Origin of the sequence: Streptomyces sp. NBC_00271, assembly GCF_036178845.1 — a bacterium.
Classification (GTDB): Bacteria; Actinomycetota; Actinomycetes; order Streptomycetales; family Streptomycetaceae; genus Streptomyces.
In genome coordinates, this window is sequence record NZ_CP108070.1 from 3,006,101 (window position 1) to 3,023,887 (window position 17,787).

Below are 17,787 nucleotides of genomic sequence, written 5' to 3' on the forward strand. Positions count from 1 at the left end.
ATGCAATCCAGCCGTATTAAGATCGCCGACATGGCGCTGCGACCTGTTCAGGTGAACATAAAGGCTCTTGACGACTCGGCGGTCGGCCGGTTCTGGGCGGAGGCGCTCGGCTGGGGTGTTTCCAGCGAGGGACCCGGCGTGACCAACGTCGAACCCCTCGGCGGCTTCGTCTGGCCGGACCCGGTCGCCGTCTGCATCGACGTCGTGACCGTCCCGGAACCCAAGACAACGACAAAGAACCGTGTGCACCTCGATCTCGCCACCACCTCCGCGGCCCATCAGGCGGAGTTGGTCGCGCGCCTGAAGGCTCTCGGTGCGACGCCCGCCCACGTGGGCCAGGGCGATGTGCCGTGGACGGTCCTCGCCGACCCGGAAGGCAACGAGTTCTGTGTGCTGGAGCCTCGGGAGAGCTACCGGGACACCGGGCCGATCGCCGCGGTGGTGGTCGACTGCGAGGATCCGCGGGCCATGGCCCGGTTCTGGGGTGAGGCGATGGACTGGACCCTGCACGAGGTGACCGACGAGCACGCGGTGTTGCGCTCCGCCAAGGGTGTCGGCCCGTATCTCGAGTTCCTCCGCACGCCCGGCGTGAAGACCGTGCCGGACCGCGTCCATATCGACCTGCTGCCGTACCCCGGTGACGATCAAGAGGCGGAGGTGGCCCGGCTGCGGGCCCTCGGCGCCACCGACCTCGACCTCGGCCAGGGCGACGTCCCGTGGACCTGCCTGGCCGACCCGGAGGGCCACGAGTTCTGCGTCCTCGCCCGGTCCTGACGCGGAGCTCGACGACTCAGCGAGAGCGGGGTGCGGGCGGACGACGCGTTCGGGTCGGTGGCGGGACAGTGAGCGGTGGGTGGCGCCGGGCGGTGGACGCGCGTGGGGGGCGGGGTCAGGGGCGGGAGGTGCGGGGCTGGGCGGCGCGCTCCTGATTCTGCTCCGCGCGCTTCTCCTTGATGCGGACCTCTTCCTTGCGGACCTCGGCCTGGGTGGCGCGCTCCCGGCGCAGCCATCCCGGGTCCTCCTGCTTCAGGGCGTCGATCTGCTCCGTGGTGAGGGCCTCGGTGACCCCGCCGCGGGCGAGCCCGGCGATGGAGATGCCCAGCCGCGCGGCGACCACGGGCCGGGGGTGCGGGCCGGTGCGCCGCAGCTCCTGGAGCCACGCGGGCGGATCGGCCTGCAGGGCGTTCAGCTCGGCGCGCGAGACGACGCCCTCCTGGAACTCGGCGGGGGTGGCCTCGAGGTACACACCCAGCTTCTTCGCCGCGGTGGCGGGCTTCATGGTCTGGGTGGTCTGGTGCGACGTCATGCGTCCAGGGTATCGAGCGTGTGCGCGACCTCCGACCACGACCGATAGCCTGGCGAGGTGACAGGCTCGGAAGTACCCCCTTCGTTCCGGCTCGCCTATGTCCCGGGAGTGACGCCCACGAAGTGGGTGCGGATCTGGAACGAGCGGCTGCCCGACATCCCCCTCACCCTCGTCGCGGTCTCCACCGCCGAGGCGTTCGACGTGCTGCGGGGGCGCGGCGCCGACGCCGGATTCGTCCGGCTGCCGGTCGACCGGGAGGACCTCAGCGCGATCCCCCTCTACACCGAGACGACGGTGGTCGTGGTCCCCAAGGACCACATCGTGGCGGCGGTCGACGAGGTGACCGCCGAGGACCTCGCCGACGAGATCGTGCTGCACCCCCTCGACGACACCCTCGACTGGGAGCGTCCGCCGGGGCAGCCCGCGTTCGAACGCCCCCCCACCACCGAGGACGCCGTCGAACTCGTGGCGGCGGGCATCGGGCTCCTCGTCGTCCCCCAGTCCCTCGCCCGCCTGCACCACCGCAAGGACCTCACCTACCGGCCGGTCTCGGACGCACCGGAGTCACGCGTCGCGCTGTCCTGGCCACAGGACGCGACCACCGACCTGGTCGAGGACTTCATCGGGATCGTCCGCGGCCGGACCGTCAACAGCACACGGGGACGCGCCCAGGCCCCGGCGGCGCCCGCGGCCCCGACGAAGGCCAAGCGTCCCGAGACGGGCGGCGGCGCACGGCGCAAGCCCGCCGCGGGCAAGTCGTCCGGCAAGTCGACGACCGGCCGGAACCCCCGCGGCGGCGGTTCCGGAGGCGGCAAGGGCGGCGCCAAGCGGGGCAAGCCCCGCCGCCGTTCCTGACCGGGGCCTGACCCGGGCCGAAACGCCGCCGGCTCCTGTCCAGGACGGCCCGGCGAATGAAGCCCGGGACTGGCCCGGCGGATGAAGCCCAGGACTGTCCGACAGATGAAGCTTGACCTGGAGCACACTCCAGGTTCTACGGTTTCTCCATGACCGGCGAACAGCCCCTCCCGCAGCAGCCGACGCTCACGATCGCCCAGGTCGTCGAGCGCACCGGACTCTCGCACGACACGCTGCGCTACTACGAGAAGGCCGGCCTGATCCAACGGGTCGGCCGGACCACCGGGAACCAGCGGCGCTACGAGGCGGCCGACCTGGCCTGGCTGGAGTTCCTCATCCGGCTGCGCGAGACGGGCATGTCGATCGCGGACATGCAGCGGTTCGCCGAGTTGCGGGCGCGCGGCGACGCAACGGTTCCCGACCGGCTCGCGATGCTCCGGGAGCACCGCGCCGACCTCGCGGACCGTATCCGGGCGCTGCGCCGCAACGCGGCCTCCCTCGACGACAAGATCGATCACTACGAACGGCTGCTCGACCAGCCGGGATCGGACGAACTCTCATGACGCTCACGAACACCGCCACCACGCGCGAGGAGCGCTTCGAGCACGGCCTGGAGGTCCTCAAGCGCGTCGACGGCGAAGCCGGACAGCGCGTCGTCGACGCGCTCGGCGACATCAATCCCGAACTCGGCCACCAGATCGTCTCCTGGGCCTTCGGCGACATCTACGACCGGCCCGGACTCACCCCGCGCGACCGCCAGTTGGTGACGCTCGGCATGCTCACCGCGCTCGGCGGCTGTGAGGTCCAGTTGGAGGTGCACGTCAACGCGGCGCTGAACGTGGGTCTTTCTCCGGACGAGATCGTGGAGTCGCTGCTGCACTCGGCCGTCTACTGCGGCATACCGAAGGCGATGAACGCGAGCCTGGTCGCGAAGAAGGTCTTCGCCGAGCGTGGGCTGCTGCCCGCCGGACAGCAGCCCACGCCTCCGGCTACCGCTGCCTGATCCGCAGGAAGGTCACGGAGTTCGCCGGGAAGGTGTAGGTGAACTTGTCGGCGACGCCGTCGAAGGTGGACCGCACGGGGGCGACCGCGGTCACCGTCTCCGAGTTCACCGCCTCCGGCGCGGCCTGGAGGGTGGTGACGGCGGCCTTGCGGCCCGCCTTCGCCCCGCCCAGGTCGATCGCGGTACGGGCGTCCGCCGCCTGCGCGTTGACGACCTTGACGATCAGGTCGCCGGTCCTCGCGTCCCGCGTGACGACCTGACGGAACGGCTCCGCGGGCTTGTCGTCCTTGAAGCTCCCCCACTCCTGGCCGTCCAGGTAGAGGGTCACCTGCCTGCCGCGGACCTTGATGTCGACGTCGTACGTCTTGCCCGTCTCGATCGTGCCGGGCTTGGAGATCAGGGTCGACTTGCCGCCGTCCACGGCCTGTTCGACGGCGGTGGTGGTGTTGTTCCAGCCGCCGAGGTTCCACCAGTAGTAGTTGCCGGTGTCCTTGACGCCGAAGGCGGCGAGGAAGCCCTCCTTGCCGGACTTCTTGGTGGCCTTCACCCGCAGGTCGTAGTCGTGCCAGGCCGGGTCGCCCGCCGACACCATGGTGTTCTCGGCGCCCACGTCGGTCTGCACGTACTGCCCGTCCTGGAGGCTCCAGTTCCCGCCGCCCGTGTGGGTCCACCGCGAGGCGTCACCGCTGAAGTCGTCGCTGAGCAGCATGGTGCCGTCGGCGCCCGTCACCGACACATCGTCGTACGCCGCCGTGGTCGCCCAGGTCGACAGGCCGACGGCGCCGGAGAGGGGCGCGCTCAGCGAGGGCGTGGTGGTGGCCGTCGACGGCACCACCCGGTCGCCGACGTTGTTCATGAACAGCTTCTGCACCTCGTAGTCGGCCGAGCCCCACGAGGCGTGGTTGTTGAACCAGATCATGTCGGGCCGCCACTGCACGTAGTCCTCATTGGCGAGCAGCGGGGCGTAGGAGGCGAGCTTGACGACGTCCGCGTTGCGCTCAAGACCGGTCATGTACGCGGCCTCGGCGAGGGCGTTCTTGAAGGTGTTGCCACCGGAGGCGTACTCGCCGAGGAAGACCTTGGGGCCGTTCCTGTCGTAGGAGTCGTAGCGGTCGTTGTTCTGCAGGAACCACTGGGTGCTGTTGTAGTAGTGCTCGTCGACCATGTCGACGTCGGCTTCCTTGTTGAGCTTCCAGGCGGTGTCGAAGGTGGTGCCGGAGTCGTCGGGTCCGGCGTTCGAGATCACCTCGATGTTCGGGTACTTGGCCTGGACGGCGGCGCGGAACTGCTTGAAGCGGGCGAAGAACTCGTCGGGGAGGTTCTCCTCGTTGCCGACTTCGAGGTGGGTGAGGTGGAAGGGCTTCGGGTGGCCCATCGCCGCCCGCTTCCTGCCCCATTCGCTGTTCACCGGCCCGTTGGCGAACTCGATGAGGTCGAGGGTGTCCTGGATGTGGCGCTTGAGGAGCGCGTCGTCGTCGGTGGCCTTGTTCTGGCCGCAGCCGGTGACGAGCGCGGGCACCACGGGCAGCGGCATCGCGCCGATGTCCTCGGCGAACTGGAAGTACTCGTAGTAGCCGAGCCCGTAACTCTGGTTGTAGCCCCAGAAGTTGGAGTTGGTGGCGCGCTGCTCGACCGGGCCGATGGTGTCCTTCCACTGGTACGAGCGCCGGCGCTGATAGCCCGAGGCCTCGTCGTAGCCCTGCATGCTGCCGGTGTTGACCAAACAGCCGCCGGGGAAGCGCACGAAGCCGGGGTGCAGGGCGGCGATCTTCTCGGCGAGGTCCTTGCGCAGGCCGTGGCCTTTGTACGTGTCCCGGGGGATCAGCGAGATCATGTCGAGCGCGACGGGAGCGTCGGCGGCGACGGTGAGGCGCCCGGTGGTGCTGTCGCGGGTGGCGGTGAACCTGGCCCGGTACTTGGCCCAGCCGCCGCGCGCGGTGACCTGCCGGGCCTCGGCGAGCGCGCCGTCGGCGTCGTGCAGGGTCACGGTGAGCGGCGTCCTCGCGTCCGCGCGGGCCCAGACCGAGAAGTCGTACGTCTTGCCGCTCTCGACCCTGATCCCGGTGTTGTAACCGGAGTTGGTGACCGAGGAGCCTGCGCCCAGGGCGAGGTAGGTGCGGTTGCGGGCGTCGAGGCGGCCGCCGTCGTCCACGGTCGTCGCGGTGCCCGTGGTGGCCCAGGAGGTGAGCGGCGTATAGGACCTGTTGTCGGCGGTGCTGTACTCGAACGACCGGTTCTGTACGAGCTCCGCGTACAGTCCGCCGTCCGCGGCGCGGTTGATGTCCTCGAAGAAGACGCCGTACATGGTGTCGTCGATCTTCGCGCCCGAGCCCTTCGGGTCGACGGTGATCGCGTAGTCGGTGACGTCGGTGGCGTGGGCGGGCCCGGGAACGACGGCTGAGGCCACCAGGAGTGCGGTGGCCGTGAGTCCGAGTCTCCAACGGGTGCGGGTGCGTGGCATGGATACTCCGCGGCTCTGTGGTGTTGAGTTGTTCGAGGTCTTGAATTGTTCGGAATTTCGGACAATGGTCAACACTTCGAACGGCAAGATAGAGAGGGGGTCAGAGCGCGTCAATGGGTCGCGCAGCATCGCACGGGACGGAGAGCGGAACGGTATGGGCGAGTTCTGGCCAGTGACGGACGTGCTCGCCCACCTGGGCGGGAGCTGGCGGGTGGAGCGCTCGGTGCGGGATCTCGCGAGCGGTGCGGAGGGGCGGTTCACAGGGACGACGGTTTTCGGCCCGCTGGAGGACCCTGGAGCTCCACAGGGACTTCTGCACCAGGAATCCGGCACGTTCGTGTGGCAGGGCACGCCCCGGCCCGCCGAACGGACGCTGCGGTTCCTGCCGGGGCCGAGCCCGGCGACGGCCCTCGTCCAGTTCTCCGACGGCCGCCCCTTCCACGACCTGGACCTGAGCACCGGCCGGTACGTCGCCGACCACCCGTGCGCGGCGGACCTCTACCGGGGTGAGTTCACGGTGCGGGACGAGAACCGCTGGCGCACGGTGTGGCGGGTGGGCGGCCCCGCCAAGGACCTGGTCCTCACGACCGACTACACACGGCTGCCCTAGGCGTGCTGCGGCACGCCTTCCAGGCGCAGGTTCCAGCGGCCGTTGACGCCGGTGAGGGTGATCGTCGACAGGGGGCGGACGTCGATGTTCCAGTACGTCGAGGGCTGGGCCTTGAGCGCGTAGACGAGCGCGGCCCGCACCACCGACGGTTCGGCCACCGCGACGATCCGGCTGCCGTCGTCCGCCGGGCGGGTGTCGAGCCAGCCGCCGACGCGGGAGATGAACGAGGTCAGGGACTCGCCGCCGTGCGGGGCGGAGCGCGGATCGGCGAGCCAGGCGTCGACCGCCGACGGCTCGCGGGCCATCGCCTCACCCAGCGTGAAGCCGCGCCAGCGACCCATGTCGCAGTCGCGCAGCGCGGGTTGCGCCAGCGGCGCGTACCCGAGGGCGTCGCCCGTGGCGCGGCTGCGCGGGGTCGGCGAGCAGTAGCGCAGCTCGGCCGCCGCCAGTGGCACCAGTTCCGGGGCGGCGCGCTGCACTTCGTCCCAGTCGGCCTGATCCAGCGGCCGGTCGTCCTCGAAGCGTTCGGCCAGCAGCGAGGAGCTGCGAGCGGCGGCGACGAAAGTGACCCGAAGATGCATGCGGCGATCGTGGAGTGCGGGACTCCGCAGGTCAAGAGGCGTTACGCAAGGTATACGCAGGCTTGGCGGAGTGTGCTTGCCGAAGCGGCCCCATCGGAGGGTGCGGGGCCGGGCCCCCGGGGCGATCCCCCGGGGGCCACTGGCGGTCAGCCGGCGGAGGTGTCGAGGTCGGTGTCGGGGATCCAGGAGCCGTGGATGCCGCCGGTCACCCGGCGTGGGAGGTGGACCGTCGCGATCCGGTCGAGGCCTGAGGCGTCCAGGACCAGAAGCTGGGAGGCGTCCTGCTTGAGGTCGGAGACGACGGTGAGCAGGTAGCCGTCGTCCTCGCGGGTGGCGCCCGCGGCGGGGACGAACACCGCCTCGCTGGGCAGGCGGGCGTCGCCGGCCCGGTGGACGCGGCGGGCGCCGGTGGTGCGGTCGTGCTTGACGATGCCGTAGCCGCCGTAGCCGTGCTGGTCGGGGAAGGAGACCGCGTACTGGTAGCGGTGCTCGGCGCCGAGGAAGTCCTCGTTGAGGGTGGGGAATTCGACGGCGAGGTCGTCGATGATCTGCTCGTCGACGCTGCCGGCGGCCAGGTCGACGACCCATCGGCGGTTGTAGGAGCGGGTGTTGGGCTCGGTGCCGCGGCCGGGAGCGCCGACCCACCAGTTCCAGGAGAGCTGGAAGCCCTCCCGGTCCACGGTCGGTCCCTCGAGGACGATGCGGCCCTGGGCGTCCTCGTAGGCGTTGGCGGCGTGCAGCATGTTGCCCGGCTCGATGGAGAACCAGCGGATCTTCGCCGCGCCCTGCGGACCGCGGGGCATGACGCCGATCCGCGCCGGCTGCGCGTCGTTCCAGCCGTAGGGGATGCCGGAGTGCTCGGCGGGGTCGAAAGTGACGGTGCCCTCGACGAAGACCACGTGGTGGCGGGTGACGGCGAAGTCGTGCTTGAGGGAGGCGGTCGCCCCCGGCACCTCGGCGCTGTGGGTGATGTGTCCCTCGGTGTCGGCCACGTAGTACATCAGGTACGGCGGAAACGGCGAGGAGCCGAAGAAGTGCAGCTCCCCGGTGACCGGGTCGGTCTTCGGGTGCGCGGTCATCGCACCGCGCAGCTTGCCGTCGAAGTCATGGGCGCCGAGCGTGTCGAGGTCCCGGGTGAGCTCGAAGGGGACGTTCGCCTCGCACAGCGCCAGCAGGCGTCCGGCGTGCTCGATGACGTGGGTGCCCGCGGCGCTGGCCGTCAGGTCCGGGCCGTGCTCGGTCATGTAGGGGGCGCCGTCCAGGGCGGGGGTGCGCACCCAGCGGTTGCGGTACCACTCGGCGCGGCCCTCGCGCAGCCGGATGCCGTGGACCATGCCGCTGCCCTTGAACCAGTGGGCGGGGGTGACGCCGGGCTTGGGGTTGTGGCTGTTGCGGATCAGCCGGCCGGTCAGCTCCGGCGGCAGGGAGCCCTCGACGGTCAGCTTGGTGGCGGTGATCTCGTCGACGGCCGGGGCGTAGTGGCCGATCAGGTAGGGCTTGTCGGTGCTGGTCATGGCAGGAACCTCGCTTCTCGGATCGGTGGTGATGGCTGGGCGGGGACGAAGTGGTGTCAGCCGGTCCGCTCGGCGCGGGCCTTGAGAGCGGCGAGCCAGGCGGTCAGGGACTCGTGCAGGGCCTGGCCGAGTTCCGTGGCGGCAGCGTCGACGGGGGCGCCGCTCCAGGACTCCTCGGTGTGGACGGTGACCTGACTGCCGGTCTGTCCGAAGGTCCACACGTGGACGCCCTCGATGCCGCCCGCCGGGCCGCCCCAGACCAGGCGCTCGCCGGGGACGATCTCCCGGATCGTGGAGGTGATGTCCAGGCCGTGGGTCTTCCAGCTGAAGGAGTTGCCCGGCAGCAGAGGGCCGTCGAGCTCGGCCCGGTCGACGTCCGCGTTCCAGCTCGGCCAGGCGTCGATGTCGGTGTGCAGGGCCCAGACGCGCTCCAGCGGGGCGTCGATCGTGGTGGACAGGCGGACGACGACGGGGGCGGTCTCGTCGATGGTGAACATGGCGTTTCTTCCTCTCGATGGATCTGACGATGGGTCAGCGGGTACAGATGGCGGACGGGTCGGGGTCGGCGGTGGCCGGGGTTTCCCCGTCCGGGGTGCGGCCTCCTCGGGTCAGGAGGGCGGCGAGGACGGCGGCCGCGGCCAGGACGGCGGCGGAGGTGCCGAAGGCGCCGCGGTAGCCGGCCGTGAGCGCTTCCAGATGCGGATGGTGGGCGGCCGCCTGGGCGGTGGTGGTGCCGGCGAGGGTGGCCAGGACGGCGAGGCCGATCGCGCCGCCGACCTGCCGGGAGGTGTTCACCAGGCCGCCGGCCAGCCCGGCGTCCTGCCGCGCGACGCCCTCCACGGACAGGGCGGTGAGCTGGACGAAGGCGATGCTCAGGCCCAGCCCGATGAGGATGCTGGGGCCCAGGACATCGGCGAGGTAGCTGCCGTGGGCGCCGATCCGGGACAGCCACAGCAGCCCGGCCGCCTCGGTCAGCAGTGCGCCGGTCAGCGTGGCGGTGGCGCCGACCCGGCGGGAGATCCGCGGGGCAAGGGTGGAGCCGAGCATGTTGGCCGCCGCGAGCGGGAGTTGACCCAGGCCGGTGACCAGGGGGCTGGAGCCGAGGACCTGCTGCTGGTAGAGCGGAAGGAAGAAGAAGAGGGCCATCCACACCGAGCCCAGCAGCGCCATCAGCCCGTTGCCGACGGTGACGCGACCGGCGCGGAACAGGCGCGGTGGCAACAGCGGATTCGGGTGGCGGCGCTCGACCAGGACGAACGCGGCCCCCAGTACGGCGGTGACGGCGAAGGCCCCGAGGACGGCGGTGTCCGTCCAGCCCTCACGGCGGGCGGTGGTCAGGCCCCACACCAGGGCGGTCAGCGCGAGGGTGACGGTGGCGGTGCCGGGCAGGTCGAACCGGCCGCTGCCGGCGACCGGGGCCCGCGGCACGCTGACGGCGGCGCCGACCAGCACCAGGAACGTGCCGATGGCGACGGCGAAGAAGATCCACTGCCAGCCCCACGCCTGGGTGAGGACACCACCGAGCAGGACTCCGGCCGCGCCCCCCGCGCCGGACACCGCGCCCCACACGCCAAGTGCCCTCCCCCGCCCGGGTCCTGGCGGGAACAGGTCCATCACCAGGGCCAGCGCCGCCGGGGCCGTCGCCGCCGCGCCCAGGCCCTGCACCGCACGGGCCACGATCAACACCGAGGACGAGGCGGCCAGCCCGGCCGCCAGCGAGGCGGCCCCGAACACCGCGAGCCCCGCCAGCAGCACCCGGCGCCGGCCGATCAGATCGGCCGCCCTCCCGCCGGCCAGCAGCAGCGCGCCGAAGGCCAGGCCGTAGGCGTTGACCACCCACGTCGTGCCGCTGTCCGACAGCCCGACGCCGGCGCGGATCTGCGGCAGGGCCACGTTCACGATCGAGGTGGCGAGCATGACGGTGAACTGCGCCCCCGCCAGAGCCGCGAGCGCCGCTCCGGGGCCGCGGGTGGTGTCCGTGATCCTCATGACATCCTCCTTGTGTGGTCAACCACTCACACTTGACGCCCAAAAAATGGCGGGGCCGCGTGCCCCGCCGACAGGCCCGGCCGCTCGACCGCGCCGGGCGTCAGCACGACCGCGCAGCAGCCGCAGATCGATCAGCCACGCCGGGCGTCAGTAGTGCGTGATGCCCGCGGCCAGCGTTCGGATCCAGGGGGCATCCACCTCGTCGGCCACCATGGAGACGATGAGGTGGCACAGCATGCCGCGGGCGAAGAACTCCTGGACCTGCCCCTCGGTGCCGCCGGAGGCACCCCGGACGTACTCCACCAGCCGGGCGTAGCCCTGCCGGACCACCTCACGTACAGCCGGCTCGGAAACGGCCGCGGCCTGGGCGTGCAGCTGAATCAGCATCAGGTCGTTGTCGCTGATCAGCCGCGCGTAGGCGTCCCCCATGGCCTCCAGCACCACCTCTGCGGAGCTGCCCTTCGCCTCGGCCGCCGCCCGCTCCAGACTCGCCCGGACCAGCACGAAGCAGTGCTCGACCACCGCCGTGAACAGCAGCTCCTTGTTCGGGAACAAGCGGTAGACGTACGCCTGCGAGATGCCGGCCGCCTTCGCCACCTCGGTCGTGGTGGTGCCCCAGTAGCCACGCGCCGCGAAGGCGCCGATGGCGGTGCGCAGCACCGTCTCGCGGCGTTCCTCGGCGGTGGACAGCTGGCGGGGGCGTTCGTTCCTCATGTGAGTACTCAACCACTCACACTCTTGGGTGTCAACGCATCCGTGCCGGCGCCAGTCACCGCAGCACCCCGTCGCACGCCGCCCTCAGCCGTCGTACCCCCTCCGTGATCTCCCCCGTCCCCCCGACCGCCGCGAAACTCAACCGGACGTGCCCCGCAGGGGGCTCCGCGCTGAAGTAGGGACGGCCGGGGGCGACGGCCACGCCCTCGCGGAGGGCCGCTGAGACCAGGGCGGACTCGTCGGCGCCGTCGGGCAGGCGGAGCCACAGGTGGTAGCCGCCGGAGGGGATGTGGGGCAGGGCGAGTTCGGGGAGCGTCAGCCGGAGCGCGGTCGTCATCGTGTCGCGGCGGTTCCTCAACTCGGCGGACACGGCCCGCAGATGACGGGGCCAGGCGGGCGAGCCGACCAGTTCGAGCGCGGCCTCCTGAAGGGGACGCGGCACGAAGAAGGTGTCCACGACCTGAATGGCACGCAGTCGCTCGAGGACCGGACCGCGCGCGGCCAGCGCACTGACCCGGAAGCTCGGCGAGGTCGCCTTGGTCAGGGAGGAGACGTGCACGACGACCCCGTCGGGATCCTCCGCGGCCAGCGGACGCGGCAGGGGCCCCGCGTCCTCGTGCACCAGACGTCGTACGAAGTCGTCCTCGATGACGAACGCGCCCGCCTCGCGCGCGATCCGCACCACCTCGGCGCGCCGCTCGGGGGCGAGCACGGCGCCGGTCGGGTTCTGGAACAGCGGCTGGCAGACGAACACCCGGGCGCCGGTCGCCTTGAAGGCGTCGGCGAGCAGGTCCGGTTTCACCCCGTCCGCGTCGACCGGTACGGGTACCGGCCGCAGGCCCGCCGCACGGGCGATCGCCAGCATGCCCGGGTACGTGGGCGACTCGACCAGGACCGGTGCCCCCGGCGGGGCGAGGGCCTTGAGCGCGGTGGTCAGCGCGGACTGGCCGCCCGCCGTGACGAGCACCTCCGCGGCGGTGATCGCACCGCCGATCCCCCGCGCGAACCACTCGCGCAGCTCCGTCAGCCCCTCCATCGGCGGCCGCGACCAGGCGCCGGGACGCCGACCCGCCCGCGACAGGGCCGCTCCCATGGCCCGCTCGGGCTGGAGCGAGGGGTGCAGATAGCCGCCGTTGAACTCGACGACGCCGGGCGGCGGGGCGGCGAGCGAGGCGAGGACCCCGGAGGCGTCCACCGTGCGCGGGACGAGTTCCGTCGCGGCGTCCGCGCTCAGCGTGACCTCCTGCCAAGAGGTGTCCCCGGCGGGCACGGCGGACGTACGCGGGTGCGCGCGGAACGCGCCGGCGCCCGGCCGGGTCACCAGCAGCCCCTCGGCGGCGAGCTGAGCCAGTGCCCGCGACACCGTCACCGGGCTCACCCGGAACCGCTCGACGAGCGCCCGGCTCGACGGCAGCTTTCCACCGGGTGAGTAGCGGTCCAGCTCCTGTCGCAGCTGATTCGCCAGATCTCCGACACTGCTACGCTCTTGCATGAGAGCACAGAGTAGCGCTATTGCCCAGATCGGGATAGCGGTCAACACGCCCAGGACGCCCGAGCAGGTGCCCCAGGCGGACCGCCGTTCCGGCACCCTCCAGGCCGCGCTCGGCGTCACCGCCTTCTCCCTCACCTTCCCCGCCACCGCCTGGGGCCTGGAGGGCTTCGGCCCCTGGTCGCTGGTGGCCGTGCGCAGCGTCCTCGCCGCCGTCATCGCCGGGAGCTGTCTGCTGGCGCTGCGCGTGCCCGTACCGGCCCGCCGGCACTGGGCGGGGCTCGCCGTGGTGGCCGCCGGTGTCGTGCTCGGCTTCCCCCTGCTGACGACGCTCGCACTGCAGACGTCCACCACCGCCCACGCGGCCGTGGTCGTCGGGCTGCTGCCGCTGACGACCGCGCTGCTGTCGGCGCTGCGGACCGGCGCGCGGCCCTCGCGGACCTTCTGGGGCGCCGCCCTCGCGGGAGCGGCCGCCGTGATCGCGTTCACCGTGCAGCAGAGCGGTGGGGCGCTGAGCAGCGCGGACGCCTATCTCTTCGGGGCGCTGCTGATCTGCGCGGCCGGCTACACCGAGGGCGGCCGGCTCGCCCGGACCATGCCGGGGTGGCAGGTCATCGGCTGGGCGCTGGTCCTGTGTCTGCCGCTGTCGGTGCCGGGCGCGCTGGCGGCGCTGTCGTACGAGCCGGTCCACCTGTCGGCGCACAGCCTGGCGGGGCTGCTGTGGGTGGCCGCCGGATCGCAGTTCCTGGGTCTGGTCGTCTGGTACCGCGGGATGGCGGCGATCGGAATTCCCAAGGCCAGCCAGTTGCAGCTGGCGCAGCCGCTGCTCACACTGGTGTGGTCGGTACTGCTCCTCGGCGAGCAGCTCACGCCGGCCGCGCCGCTGACGGCCGCGGCCGTGCTGATCTGCATCGCGCTCACCCAGCGAGCGCGGGGCTGAGCCCCAGGACCGTTACTCCCGCAGATGACGAGGAGACCCTTCAGATGCATGCAGACGTGGGCGACAAGCTCGTGCAGCACGGCAGGGTTGTCGGACAGCACGACAAGGTCGCGGAGATCACCGAAGTAATAGGAACGGAGGGCACGCCCCCGTACCGCGTGCGCTTCACGGACGGGCACGAGGCGGTCTGCTCGCCGGGCCCCGACTCGGAAATCCGTCACAAGGACCCGCTGTAGACATTCGGGCACGAGGACCCGTTGTAGACATTCGGGCAGAGATTCAGCGCGCGGGTCGCGTCGGCCGCTGGTAGTGGTCGGCCACGACCCGCGCCATCGCTCCGACGCGGTCGCCGTCGACCTCCTTGGCGGAGAAGAAGACGTGTCCGCGCACTTGGGTGTGTTCGCGCGCGAAGGTGAGGTGCCGGGAGAGTTCGGCCGGGTCCTGCCAGGCCGCGGGCTGCGCGGGGTCACCGGCCTTGTAGAGCGCTTCCCCGATGTACAGCTGCACGCCCGTGCCCTGTGTGACCGCGGCCCACCAGGGCACGAGGCGCGCGTAGTCGGCGGCGGCGAAGCCGAGGTTCCAGTAGACCTGCGGGACGACGTAGTCGATCCACCGCTCGCGGACCCATTTCCTGGTGTCGGCGTGCAGATCGTCGTACGTCTGCACGGCGGCCCTGGTGTCCGAGCCCCGCGGGTCGGTCGCACTGTTGCGCCACACTCCGAACGGGCTGATGCCGAAGCGGGTACCGGGCCGGATCAGCGGGATGCGGGTGGCCGTCTCGCGCACCAGTCTGTCGATGTTGTCGCGCCGCCAGGCGGCCCGGTCCGCGAAGCCCGCGCCGTGCGTCCGGTACGCGGCGTCGTCGTCGAAGACCTGGCCCTCGGCCGGGTACGGGTAGAAGTAGTCGTCCCAGTGCACGGCGTCGATCTCGTACGACCGCACCGCGTCGAGCATCGCGTCCTGGACGAAGGCGCGGACCTCGGGCAGCCCGGGGTTGTAGTAGAGCCTGCCGGCATGGCGGACGACCCAGTCGGGGTGCTTGCGGGCCGGGTGGTTCGCCACGAGTCTGCCGGGGTCGGTGTGGTTCGCGACGCGGTACGGGTTGAACCAGGCGTGCAGTTCGAGGCCGCGCGCATGGGCCTCCCGCACCGCCGTGCCGAGCGGGTCCCAGCCGGGGTCCTTGCCCTGGACGCCGGTGAGGTACTGCGACCACGGCTCGTACGACGAGGGCCAGAACGCGTCGGCCGTGGGGCGGACCTGGAAGAACACGGCGTTCAGGCGGCGGTCGACGGCCCGGTCGAGGTGGGCGAGGAGTTCGGCGCGCTGCCGGGCGACGGACAGGCCGGCCCGCGAGGGCCAGTCGCGGTTGATGACGGTCGCCAGCCACATGCCCCGCAGCTCGGAGTCCGTCCGTGGCCGACCGGGCCCCCGGGTTCCGCCGGAACGGGGTACGGCAGCCGAGTCCCCCGCCGAGCCGCGACCCGGCTCCCCCGTCGTGACAAGACCCGCCAGCGTCGCCATCGCCGCCACGGTGAACGCCCGCCGTGACCCCCGCCCCGTCCCTGCCGTCCCCGCCGTCAGCCGCCCCACCGCGCCCCGCTCCTCCACGCTCCGGATCCGTCCGGTCACGGATCGTGTCCTCGGCCAGCATGCCCCACCCGGGCGATCGATCATCGATACTTCGGAGTAACGTGCACGGGACGTGCACGATCGGAGCAGGCACCGAACAACGGGGGCCCTGCGACAGCCGTAGATCAGCGAAGGGGACGATGTGACCGACATCGAACGCGTCGGAGTGGTGGGCTGCGGCCAGATGGGAGCGGGCATCGCCGAGGTCTGCGCCCGCGCCGGTCTCGACGTCAAGGTCGCCGAGACCACCGGTGAGGCCCTGGAGATCGGCCGTACCCGGCTGTTCAACTCCCTCGCCAAGGCCGCCGAGCGCGGAAAGATCTCCGCGGACGAGCTCACCGCCACCCAGGAGCGGCTCAGCTTCACCACCGACCTCGGCGAGTTCGCCGACCGCGATCTGGTGATCGAGGCGGTCGTCGAGAACGAGCAGGTGAAGACCGAGATCTTCCAGGTGCTCGACCAGGTGGTGACCCGGCAGGACGCGATCCTCGCCTCCAACACCTCCTCGATCCCGCTGGTGCGCCTCGCGGTCGCCACCTCGCGCCCCGACCAGGTCGTCGGCATCCACTTCTTCAACCCGGCGCCGGTGCAGCAGCTCGTCGAGCTGATCCCGGCGCTGACCACCTCCGAGGGCACCCTCGGCCGGGCTCAGCTGTTCGCCGAGAAGGCCCTCGGCAAGCACGCGATCCGCGCCCAGGACCGCTCCGGGTTCGTCGTCAACGCGCTGCTGATCCCGTATCTGCTCTCCGCGATCCGGATGTTCGAGTCGGGCATCGCCAGCCGCGAGGACATCGACAACGGCATGGAGCTGGGCTGCGCCCACCCGATGGGCCCGCTCAAGCTCTCCGACCTGATCGGCCTGGACACGGTGGCCTCGGTCGCCTATTCGATGTACGAGGAGTACAAGGAGCCGCTGTACGCCGCTCCCCCGCTGCTCCAGCGCATGGTCGACGCCGGCCGGCTCGGCCGGAAGTCCGGCTCGGGCTTCTACACGTACTAGCGAGTGCGGCAACGCCGCCAAGTGGCGCTGTTCAAGGGCGAGTTCACCCGGAACAGCGCCCACTGGGTGTGATGAGGGCCTGGTAGATCTCGCGGGCGACGTGGTGTTGTGCGGCGCCAGCCCCGTCGAAGCGCCGTCCGGCAAGACCCCGCGCCGCACACTCGACCGCGGCGGCGACGGCCAGGCCAACTCCGCCCTACGCCGTGGGTCCTGGCCCGCCCGCGCTGGGACACCCGAACCCGTGCCTACGTGGAATGACGCGTCACTGAGCGCAAGGCGCGACGCCACGTCATGCGATGCCTCCTCCTCGGTGAGATGCAGGATCCGCCCGGGCAGGATCAGGAGCCTGTGGCGGGCTGCCATCTTCGGACTGGTGTCCTGCGCGGGACGCGGTTGCGTCCCCGTCTGGCCCAACGCTGGTGGTGTGGGCCGCACGGTGCCGCCACAGTTACGGAGGGGGCAACTCCTTCACGTAGGGAATCCGCAGACATGAGAGCGATACGCAGCTTGCCCAAGGGCCGCCGCCTGCGCCACGTCGCCGTGGTAGCACTCCTGACCGCGACAGCCACCACGATGAGCGCCTGCGGCACCGCCCGTGACGGTGCCGTCTCCGGTGCCGACCGCGACATGGCGGCGGTGGCCAAGGACGCCAAGTACGTGGCGTGCGGCAACCCGCCGCAGAAGCTGGAGACGATCGACCAGGAATTCCTGGACCAGCTCGCGGCCGCCGGCGGCAAGCCGCTGTACGACCTGTCGTACCCGGCCGCCCGGGACGTGCTGAACAAGCTCCAGGCGGGCCCCGTCCCGATGCGGCCCGCGCAGATCACCCAGCGCACCGTGCCGGGCGGCCCTACCGGCCCGGTCAACGTGCACATCGTGCGCCCCGCGGGCGTCAAGGGGACGCTGCCCGGCATCGTCTACATCCACGGCGGCGGCTGGGTGCTCGGCAACTTCAAGACCCACGAGCGCCTCGTCCGCGCACTCGCCGACGGCGCCCGCGCCGAGGTCGTGTTCGTCGACTACACGCCTTCTCCCGAGGCCCAGTTCCCGGTCCCGGTCGAGCAGGCCTACACCGTCGCCAAGTGGGTCGGCGCCCACGGCGCCGAGATCAGCCTGGACGCCGGCCGACTGGCCGTCGCCGGTGACTCCGTCGGTGGCGACATGACCGCCGCGGTCACGCTGATGGCCAAGCAGCGCGGTGGCCCGCACTTCCGCCAGCAGGTCATGCTCTACCCGGTCACCGACGCCAACTTCGACACGGCGTCGTACTACCGATACGCGGAGAACTGCTGGCTCGCCCGCCCCGCCATGAAGTGGTTCTGGAACGCTTACGCACCGAAGGTCGCCGACCGCTCCAACCCGCTGGCCTCACCCCTCAAGGCAACCGTCGAACAGCTGCGCGGTCTGCCGCCGGCCCTGGTGATCACCGACTCCGACGCGCTGCTGGACGGGGCCAACTCCTACGCCGCGAAGCTGAGGTCGGCAGGGGTGCAGGTGACCTCGTCGCACTACAGCGGAGTCACCCACGACTTCATGATGCTGAACGCGCTGCGTGACACGCAGGCCAACAAGCAGGCGGTCGCCCAGACCACGGCAACCCTGCACGAAGCGCTCTACGCGCCGACGCCCCCCGTCGCCGGCAAGTGATGCACCGTCACCTGATTACGTACGGTGAAACTCAGGCGCACGCGGGCCC

Annotated in this window: 18 protein-coding genes; 9 read left to right on the forward strand and 9 right to left on the reverse strand. The window is 71.3% G+C overall.

What is annotated here, in order from left to right:
• Window positions 1-30 precede the first annotated feature (30 nt).
• Window positions 31-774 carry a VOC family protein gene (locus OG798_RS14170; protein ID WP_121416683.1) on the forward strand — a complete coding sequence of 248 codons (744 nt, stop codon included), beginning with the start codon at window positions 31-33 and terminating at the stop codon, window positions 772-774.
• A 115-nt stretch (window positions 775-889) separates the two neighbouring features.
• Here the strand turns inward: OG798_RS14170 and OG798_RS14175 are convergent, their stop codons facing one another.
• On the reverse strand, window positions 890-1,306 hold the full coding sequence (locus tag OG798_RS14175) for a DUF5997 family protein (protein WP_095855661.1): 417 nt from the start codon (window positions 1,304-1,306) through the stop codon (window positions 890-892).
• A gap of 57 nt (window positions 1,307-1,363) precedes the next feature.
• On the opposite strand from OG798_RS14175, the gene OG798_RS14180 reads away from it, so the two are divergent.
• The 3 genes from OG798_RS14180 (at window position 1,364) to OG798_RS14190 (ending at window position 3,164) form a co-directional block, all read left to right on the forward strand.
• On the forward strand, window positions 1,364-2,161 hold the full coding sequence (locus OG798_RS14180; RefSeq protein WP_328757115.1) for a LysR family substrate-binding domain-containing protein: 798 nt from the start codon (window positions 1,364-1,366) through the stop codon (window positions 2,159-2,161).
• Window positions 2,162-2,310: 149 nt separating this feature from the next.
• A complete protein-coding gene (locus OG798_RS14185) occupies window positions 2,311-2,724 on the forward strand; it encodes a MerR family transcriptional regulator (RefSeq protein WP_095855659.1) in 414 nt (137 codons plus the stop codon).
• A complete protein-coding gene (locus tag OG798_RS14190; protein WP_267061319.1) occupies window positions 2,721-3,164 on the forward strand; it encodes a carboxymuconolactone decarboxylase family protein in 444 nt (147 codons plus the stop codon). The genes OG798_RS14185 and OG798_RS14190 overlap by 4 nt, the downstream gene beginning before the upstream one ends.
• Here OG798_RS14190 and OG798_RS14195 read toward each other — a convergent pair.
• Window positions 3,151-5,625, reverse strand: a complete 2,475-nt coding sequence (locus OG798_RS14195; RefSeq protein ID WP_328757117.1) for an alpha-L-arabinofuranosidase C-terminal domain-containing protein — start codon at window positions 5,623-5,625, stop codon at window positions 3,151-3,153. The genes OG798_RS14190 and OG798_RS14195 overlap by 14 nt on opposite strands.
• A 154-nt stretch (window positions 5,626-5,779) precedes the next feature.
• Here OG798_RS14195 and OG798_RS14200 point away from each other — a divergent pair, with 154 nt between their 5' ends.
• The gene (locus OG798_RS14200; RefSeq protein ID WP_095855657.1) at window positions 5,780-6,235 is read left to right on the forward strand and encodes a DUF6314 family protein; all 456 of its coding nucleotides are present in this window, start codon (window positions 5,780-5,782) and stop codon (window positions 6,233-6,235) included.
• Here OG798_RS14200 and OG798_RS14205 read toward each other — a convergent pair.
• The 6 genes from OG798_RS14205 to OG798_RS14230 form a co-directional block, all read right to left on the reverse strand.
• The gene (locus tag OG798_RS14205; protein WP_095855656.1) at window positions 6,232-6,816 is read right to left on the reverse strand and encodes a histidine phosphatase family protein; all 585 of its coding nucleotides are present in this window, start codon (window positions 6,814-6,816) and stop codon (window positions 6,232-6,234) included. The two genes, OG798_RS14200 and OG798_RS14205, sit on opposite strands and share 4 nt — an antisense overlap.
• Window positions 6,817-6,962: 146 nt before the next feature.
• Entirely contained in the window at window positions 6,963-8,330 is a 1,368-nt protein-coding gene (locus tag OG798_RS14210) for a carotenoid oxygenase family protein (RefSeq protein WP_328757120.1), read from the reverse strand.
• 56 nt (window positions 8,331-8,386) lie between these two features.
• Entirely contained in the window at window positions 8,387-8,827 is a 441-nt protein-coding gene (locus tag OG798_RS14215) for an SRPBCC family protein (protein WP_095855654.1), read from the reverse strand.
• 34 nt (window positions 8,828-8,861) lie between these two features.
• On the reverse strand, window positions 8,862-10,319 hold the full coding sequence (locus tag OG798_RS14220; RefSeq protein ID WP_267061322.1) for an MFS transporter: 1,458 nt from the start codon (window positions 10,317-10,319) through the stop codon (window positions 8,862-8,864).
• Between the two features lie 147 nt (window positions 10,320-10,466).
• Complete coding sequence (locus OG798_RS14225) at window positions 10,467-11,033, reverse strand: TetR/AcrR family transcriptional regulator (protein ID WP_095855652.1); 567 nt, start codon at window positions 11,031-11,033, stop codon at window positions 10,467-10,469.
• Between the two features lie 55 nt (window positions 11,034-11,088).
• Complete coding sequence (locus tag OG798_RS14230; protein WP_095855651.1) at window positions 11,089-12,525, reverse strand: aminotransferase-like domain-containing protein; 1,437 nt, start codon at window positions 12,523-12,525, stop codon at window positions 11,089-11,091.
• Here OG798_RS14230 and OG798_RS14235 point away from each other — a divergent pair.
• Together OG798_RS14235 and OG798_RS14240 are read left to right on the forward strand one after the other, a co-directional pair.
• A complete protein-coding gene (locus tag OG798_RS14235; protein ID WP_267061324.1) occupies window positions 12,524-13,462 on the forward strand; it encodes a DMT family transporter in 939 nt (312 codons plus the stop codon). The genes OG798_RS14230 and OG798_RS14235 overlap by 2 nt on opposite strands.
• A 44-nt stretch (window positions 13,463-13,506) precedes the next feature.
• Window positions 13,507-13,698 carry a DUF1918 domain-containing protein gene (locus OG798_RS14240; protein WP_067365648.1) on the forward strand — a complete coding sequence of 64 codons (192 nt, stop codon included), beginning with the start codon at window positions 13,507-13,509 and terminating at the stop codon, window positions 13,696-13,698.
• Window positions 13,699-13,741: 43 nt separating this feature from the next.
• On the opposite strand, the gene OG798_RS14245 is transcribed toward OG798_RS14240, so the two are convergent.
• Window positions 13,742-14,983 (reverse strand): glycoside hydrolase family 10 protein, encoded by a 1,242-nt coding sequence (locus OG798_RS14245; protein WP_267063791.1) that lies wholly within the window; start codon window positions 14,981-14,983, stop codon window positions 13,742-13,744.
• A 250-nt stretch (window positions 14,984-15,233) separates the two neighbouring features.
• Here OG798_RS14245 and OG798_RS14250 point away from each other — a divergent pair, with 250 nt between their 5' ends.
• Both OG798_RS14250 and OG798_RS14255 read left to right on the forward strand, forming a co-directional pair.
• Window positions 15,234-16,091 (forward strand): 3-hydroxybutyryl-CoA dehydrogenase, encoded by an 858-nt coding sequence (locus OG798_RS14250; RefSeq protein WP_179436634.1) that lies wholly within the window; start codon window positions 15,234-15,236, stop codon window positions 16,089-16,091.
• Between the two features lie 489 nt (window positions 16,092-16,580).
• A complete protein-coding gene (locus tag OG798_RS14255; protein ID WP_328757122.1) occupies window positions 16,581-17,738 on the forward strand; it encodes an alpha/beta hydrolase in 1,158 nt (385 codons plus the stop codon).
• Window positions 17,739-17,787: the final 49 nt, after the last annotated feature.

Excerpts from the sequence above, each read along its gene's own strand:
- OG798_RS14220 (WP_267061322.1), bottom strand. The coding sequence starts at position 10,319 with ATGAGGATCACGGACACCACCCGCGGCCCCGGAGCGGCGCTCGCGGCT.
- OG798_RS14175 (WP_095855661.1), bottom strand. The coding sequence starts at position 1,306 with ATGACGTCGCACCAGACCACCCAGACCATGAAGCCCGCCACCGCGGCG.
- OG798_RS14170 (WP_121416683.1), top strand. The coding sequence starts at position 31 with ATGGCGCTGCGACCTGTTCAGGTGAACATAAAGGCTCTTGACGACTCG.
- OG798_RS14200 (WP_095855657.1), top strand. The coding sequence starts at position 5,780 with ATGGGCGAGTTCTGGCCAGTGACGGACGTGCTCGCCCACCTGGGCGGG.
- OG798_RS14225 (WP_095855652.1), bottom strand. The coding sequence starts at position 11,033 with ATGAGGAACGAACGCCCCCGCCAGCTGTCCACCGCCGAGGAACGCCGC.
- OG798_RS14235 (WP_267061324.1), top strand. The coding sequence starts at position 12,524 with ATGAGAGCACAGAGTAGCGCTATTGCCCAGATCGGGATAGCGGTCAAC.
- OG798_RS14240 (WP_067365648.1), top strand. The coding sequence starts at position 13,507 with ATGCATGCAGACGTGGGCGACAAGCTCGTGCAGCACGGCAGGGTTGTC.
- OG798_RS14185 (WP_095855659.1), top strand. The coding sequence starts at position 2,311 with ATGACCGGCGAACAGCCCCTCCCGCAGCAGCCGACGCTCACGATCGCC.
- OG798_RS14190 (WP_267061319.1), top strand. The coding sequence starts at position 2,721 with ATGACGCTCACGAACACCGCCACCACGCGCGAGGAGCGCTTCGAGCAC.
- OG798_RS14195 (WP_328757117.1), bottom strand. The coding sequence starts at position 5,625 with ATGCCACGCACCCGCACCCGTTGGAGACTCGGACTCACGGCCACCGCA.
- OG798_RS14255 (WP_328757122.1), top strand. The coding sequence starts at position 16,581 with ATGAGAGCGATACGCAGCTTGCCCAAGGGCCGCCGCCTGCGCCACGTC.
- OG798_RS14245 (WP_267063791.1), bottom strand. The coding sequence starts at position 14,983 with ATGGCGACGCTGGCGGGTCTTGTCACGACGGGGGAGCCGGGTCGCGGC.
- OG798_RS14210 (WP_328757120.1), bottom strand. The coding sequence starts at position 8,330 with ATGACCAGCACCGACAAGCCCTACCTGATCGGCCACTACGCCCCGGCC.
- OG798_RS14205 (WP_095855656.1), bottom strand. The coding sequence starts at position 6,816 with ATGCATCTTCGGGTCACTTTCGTCGCCGCCGCTCGCAGCTCCTCGCTG.
- OG798_RS14215 (WP_095855654.1), bottom strand. The coding sequence starts at position 8,827 with ATGTTCACCATCGACGAGACCGCCCCCGTCGTCGTCCGCCTGTCCACC.
- OG798_RS14230 (WP_095855651.1), bottom strand. The coding sequence starts at position 12,525 with ATGCAAGAGCGTAGCAGTGTCGGAGATCTGGCGAATCAGCTGCGACAG.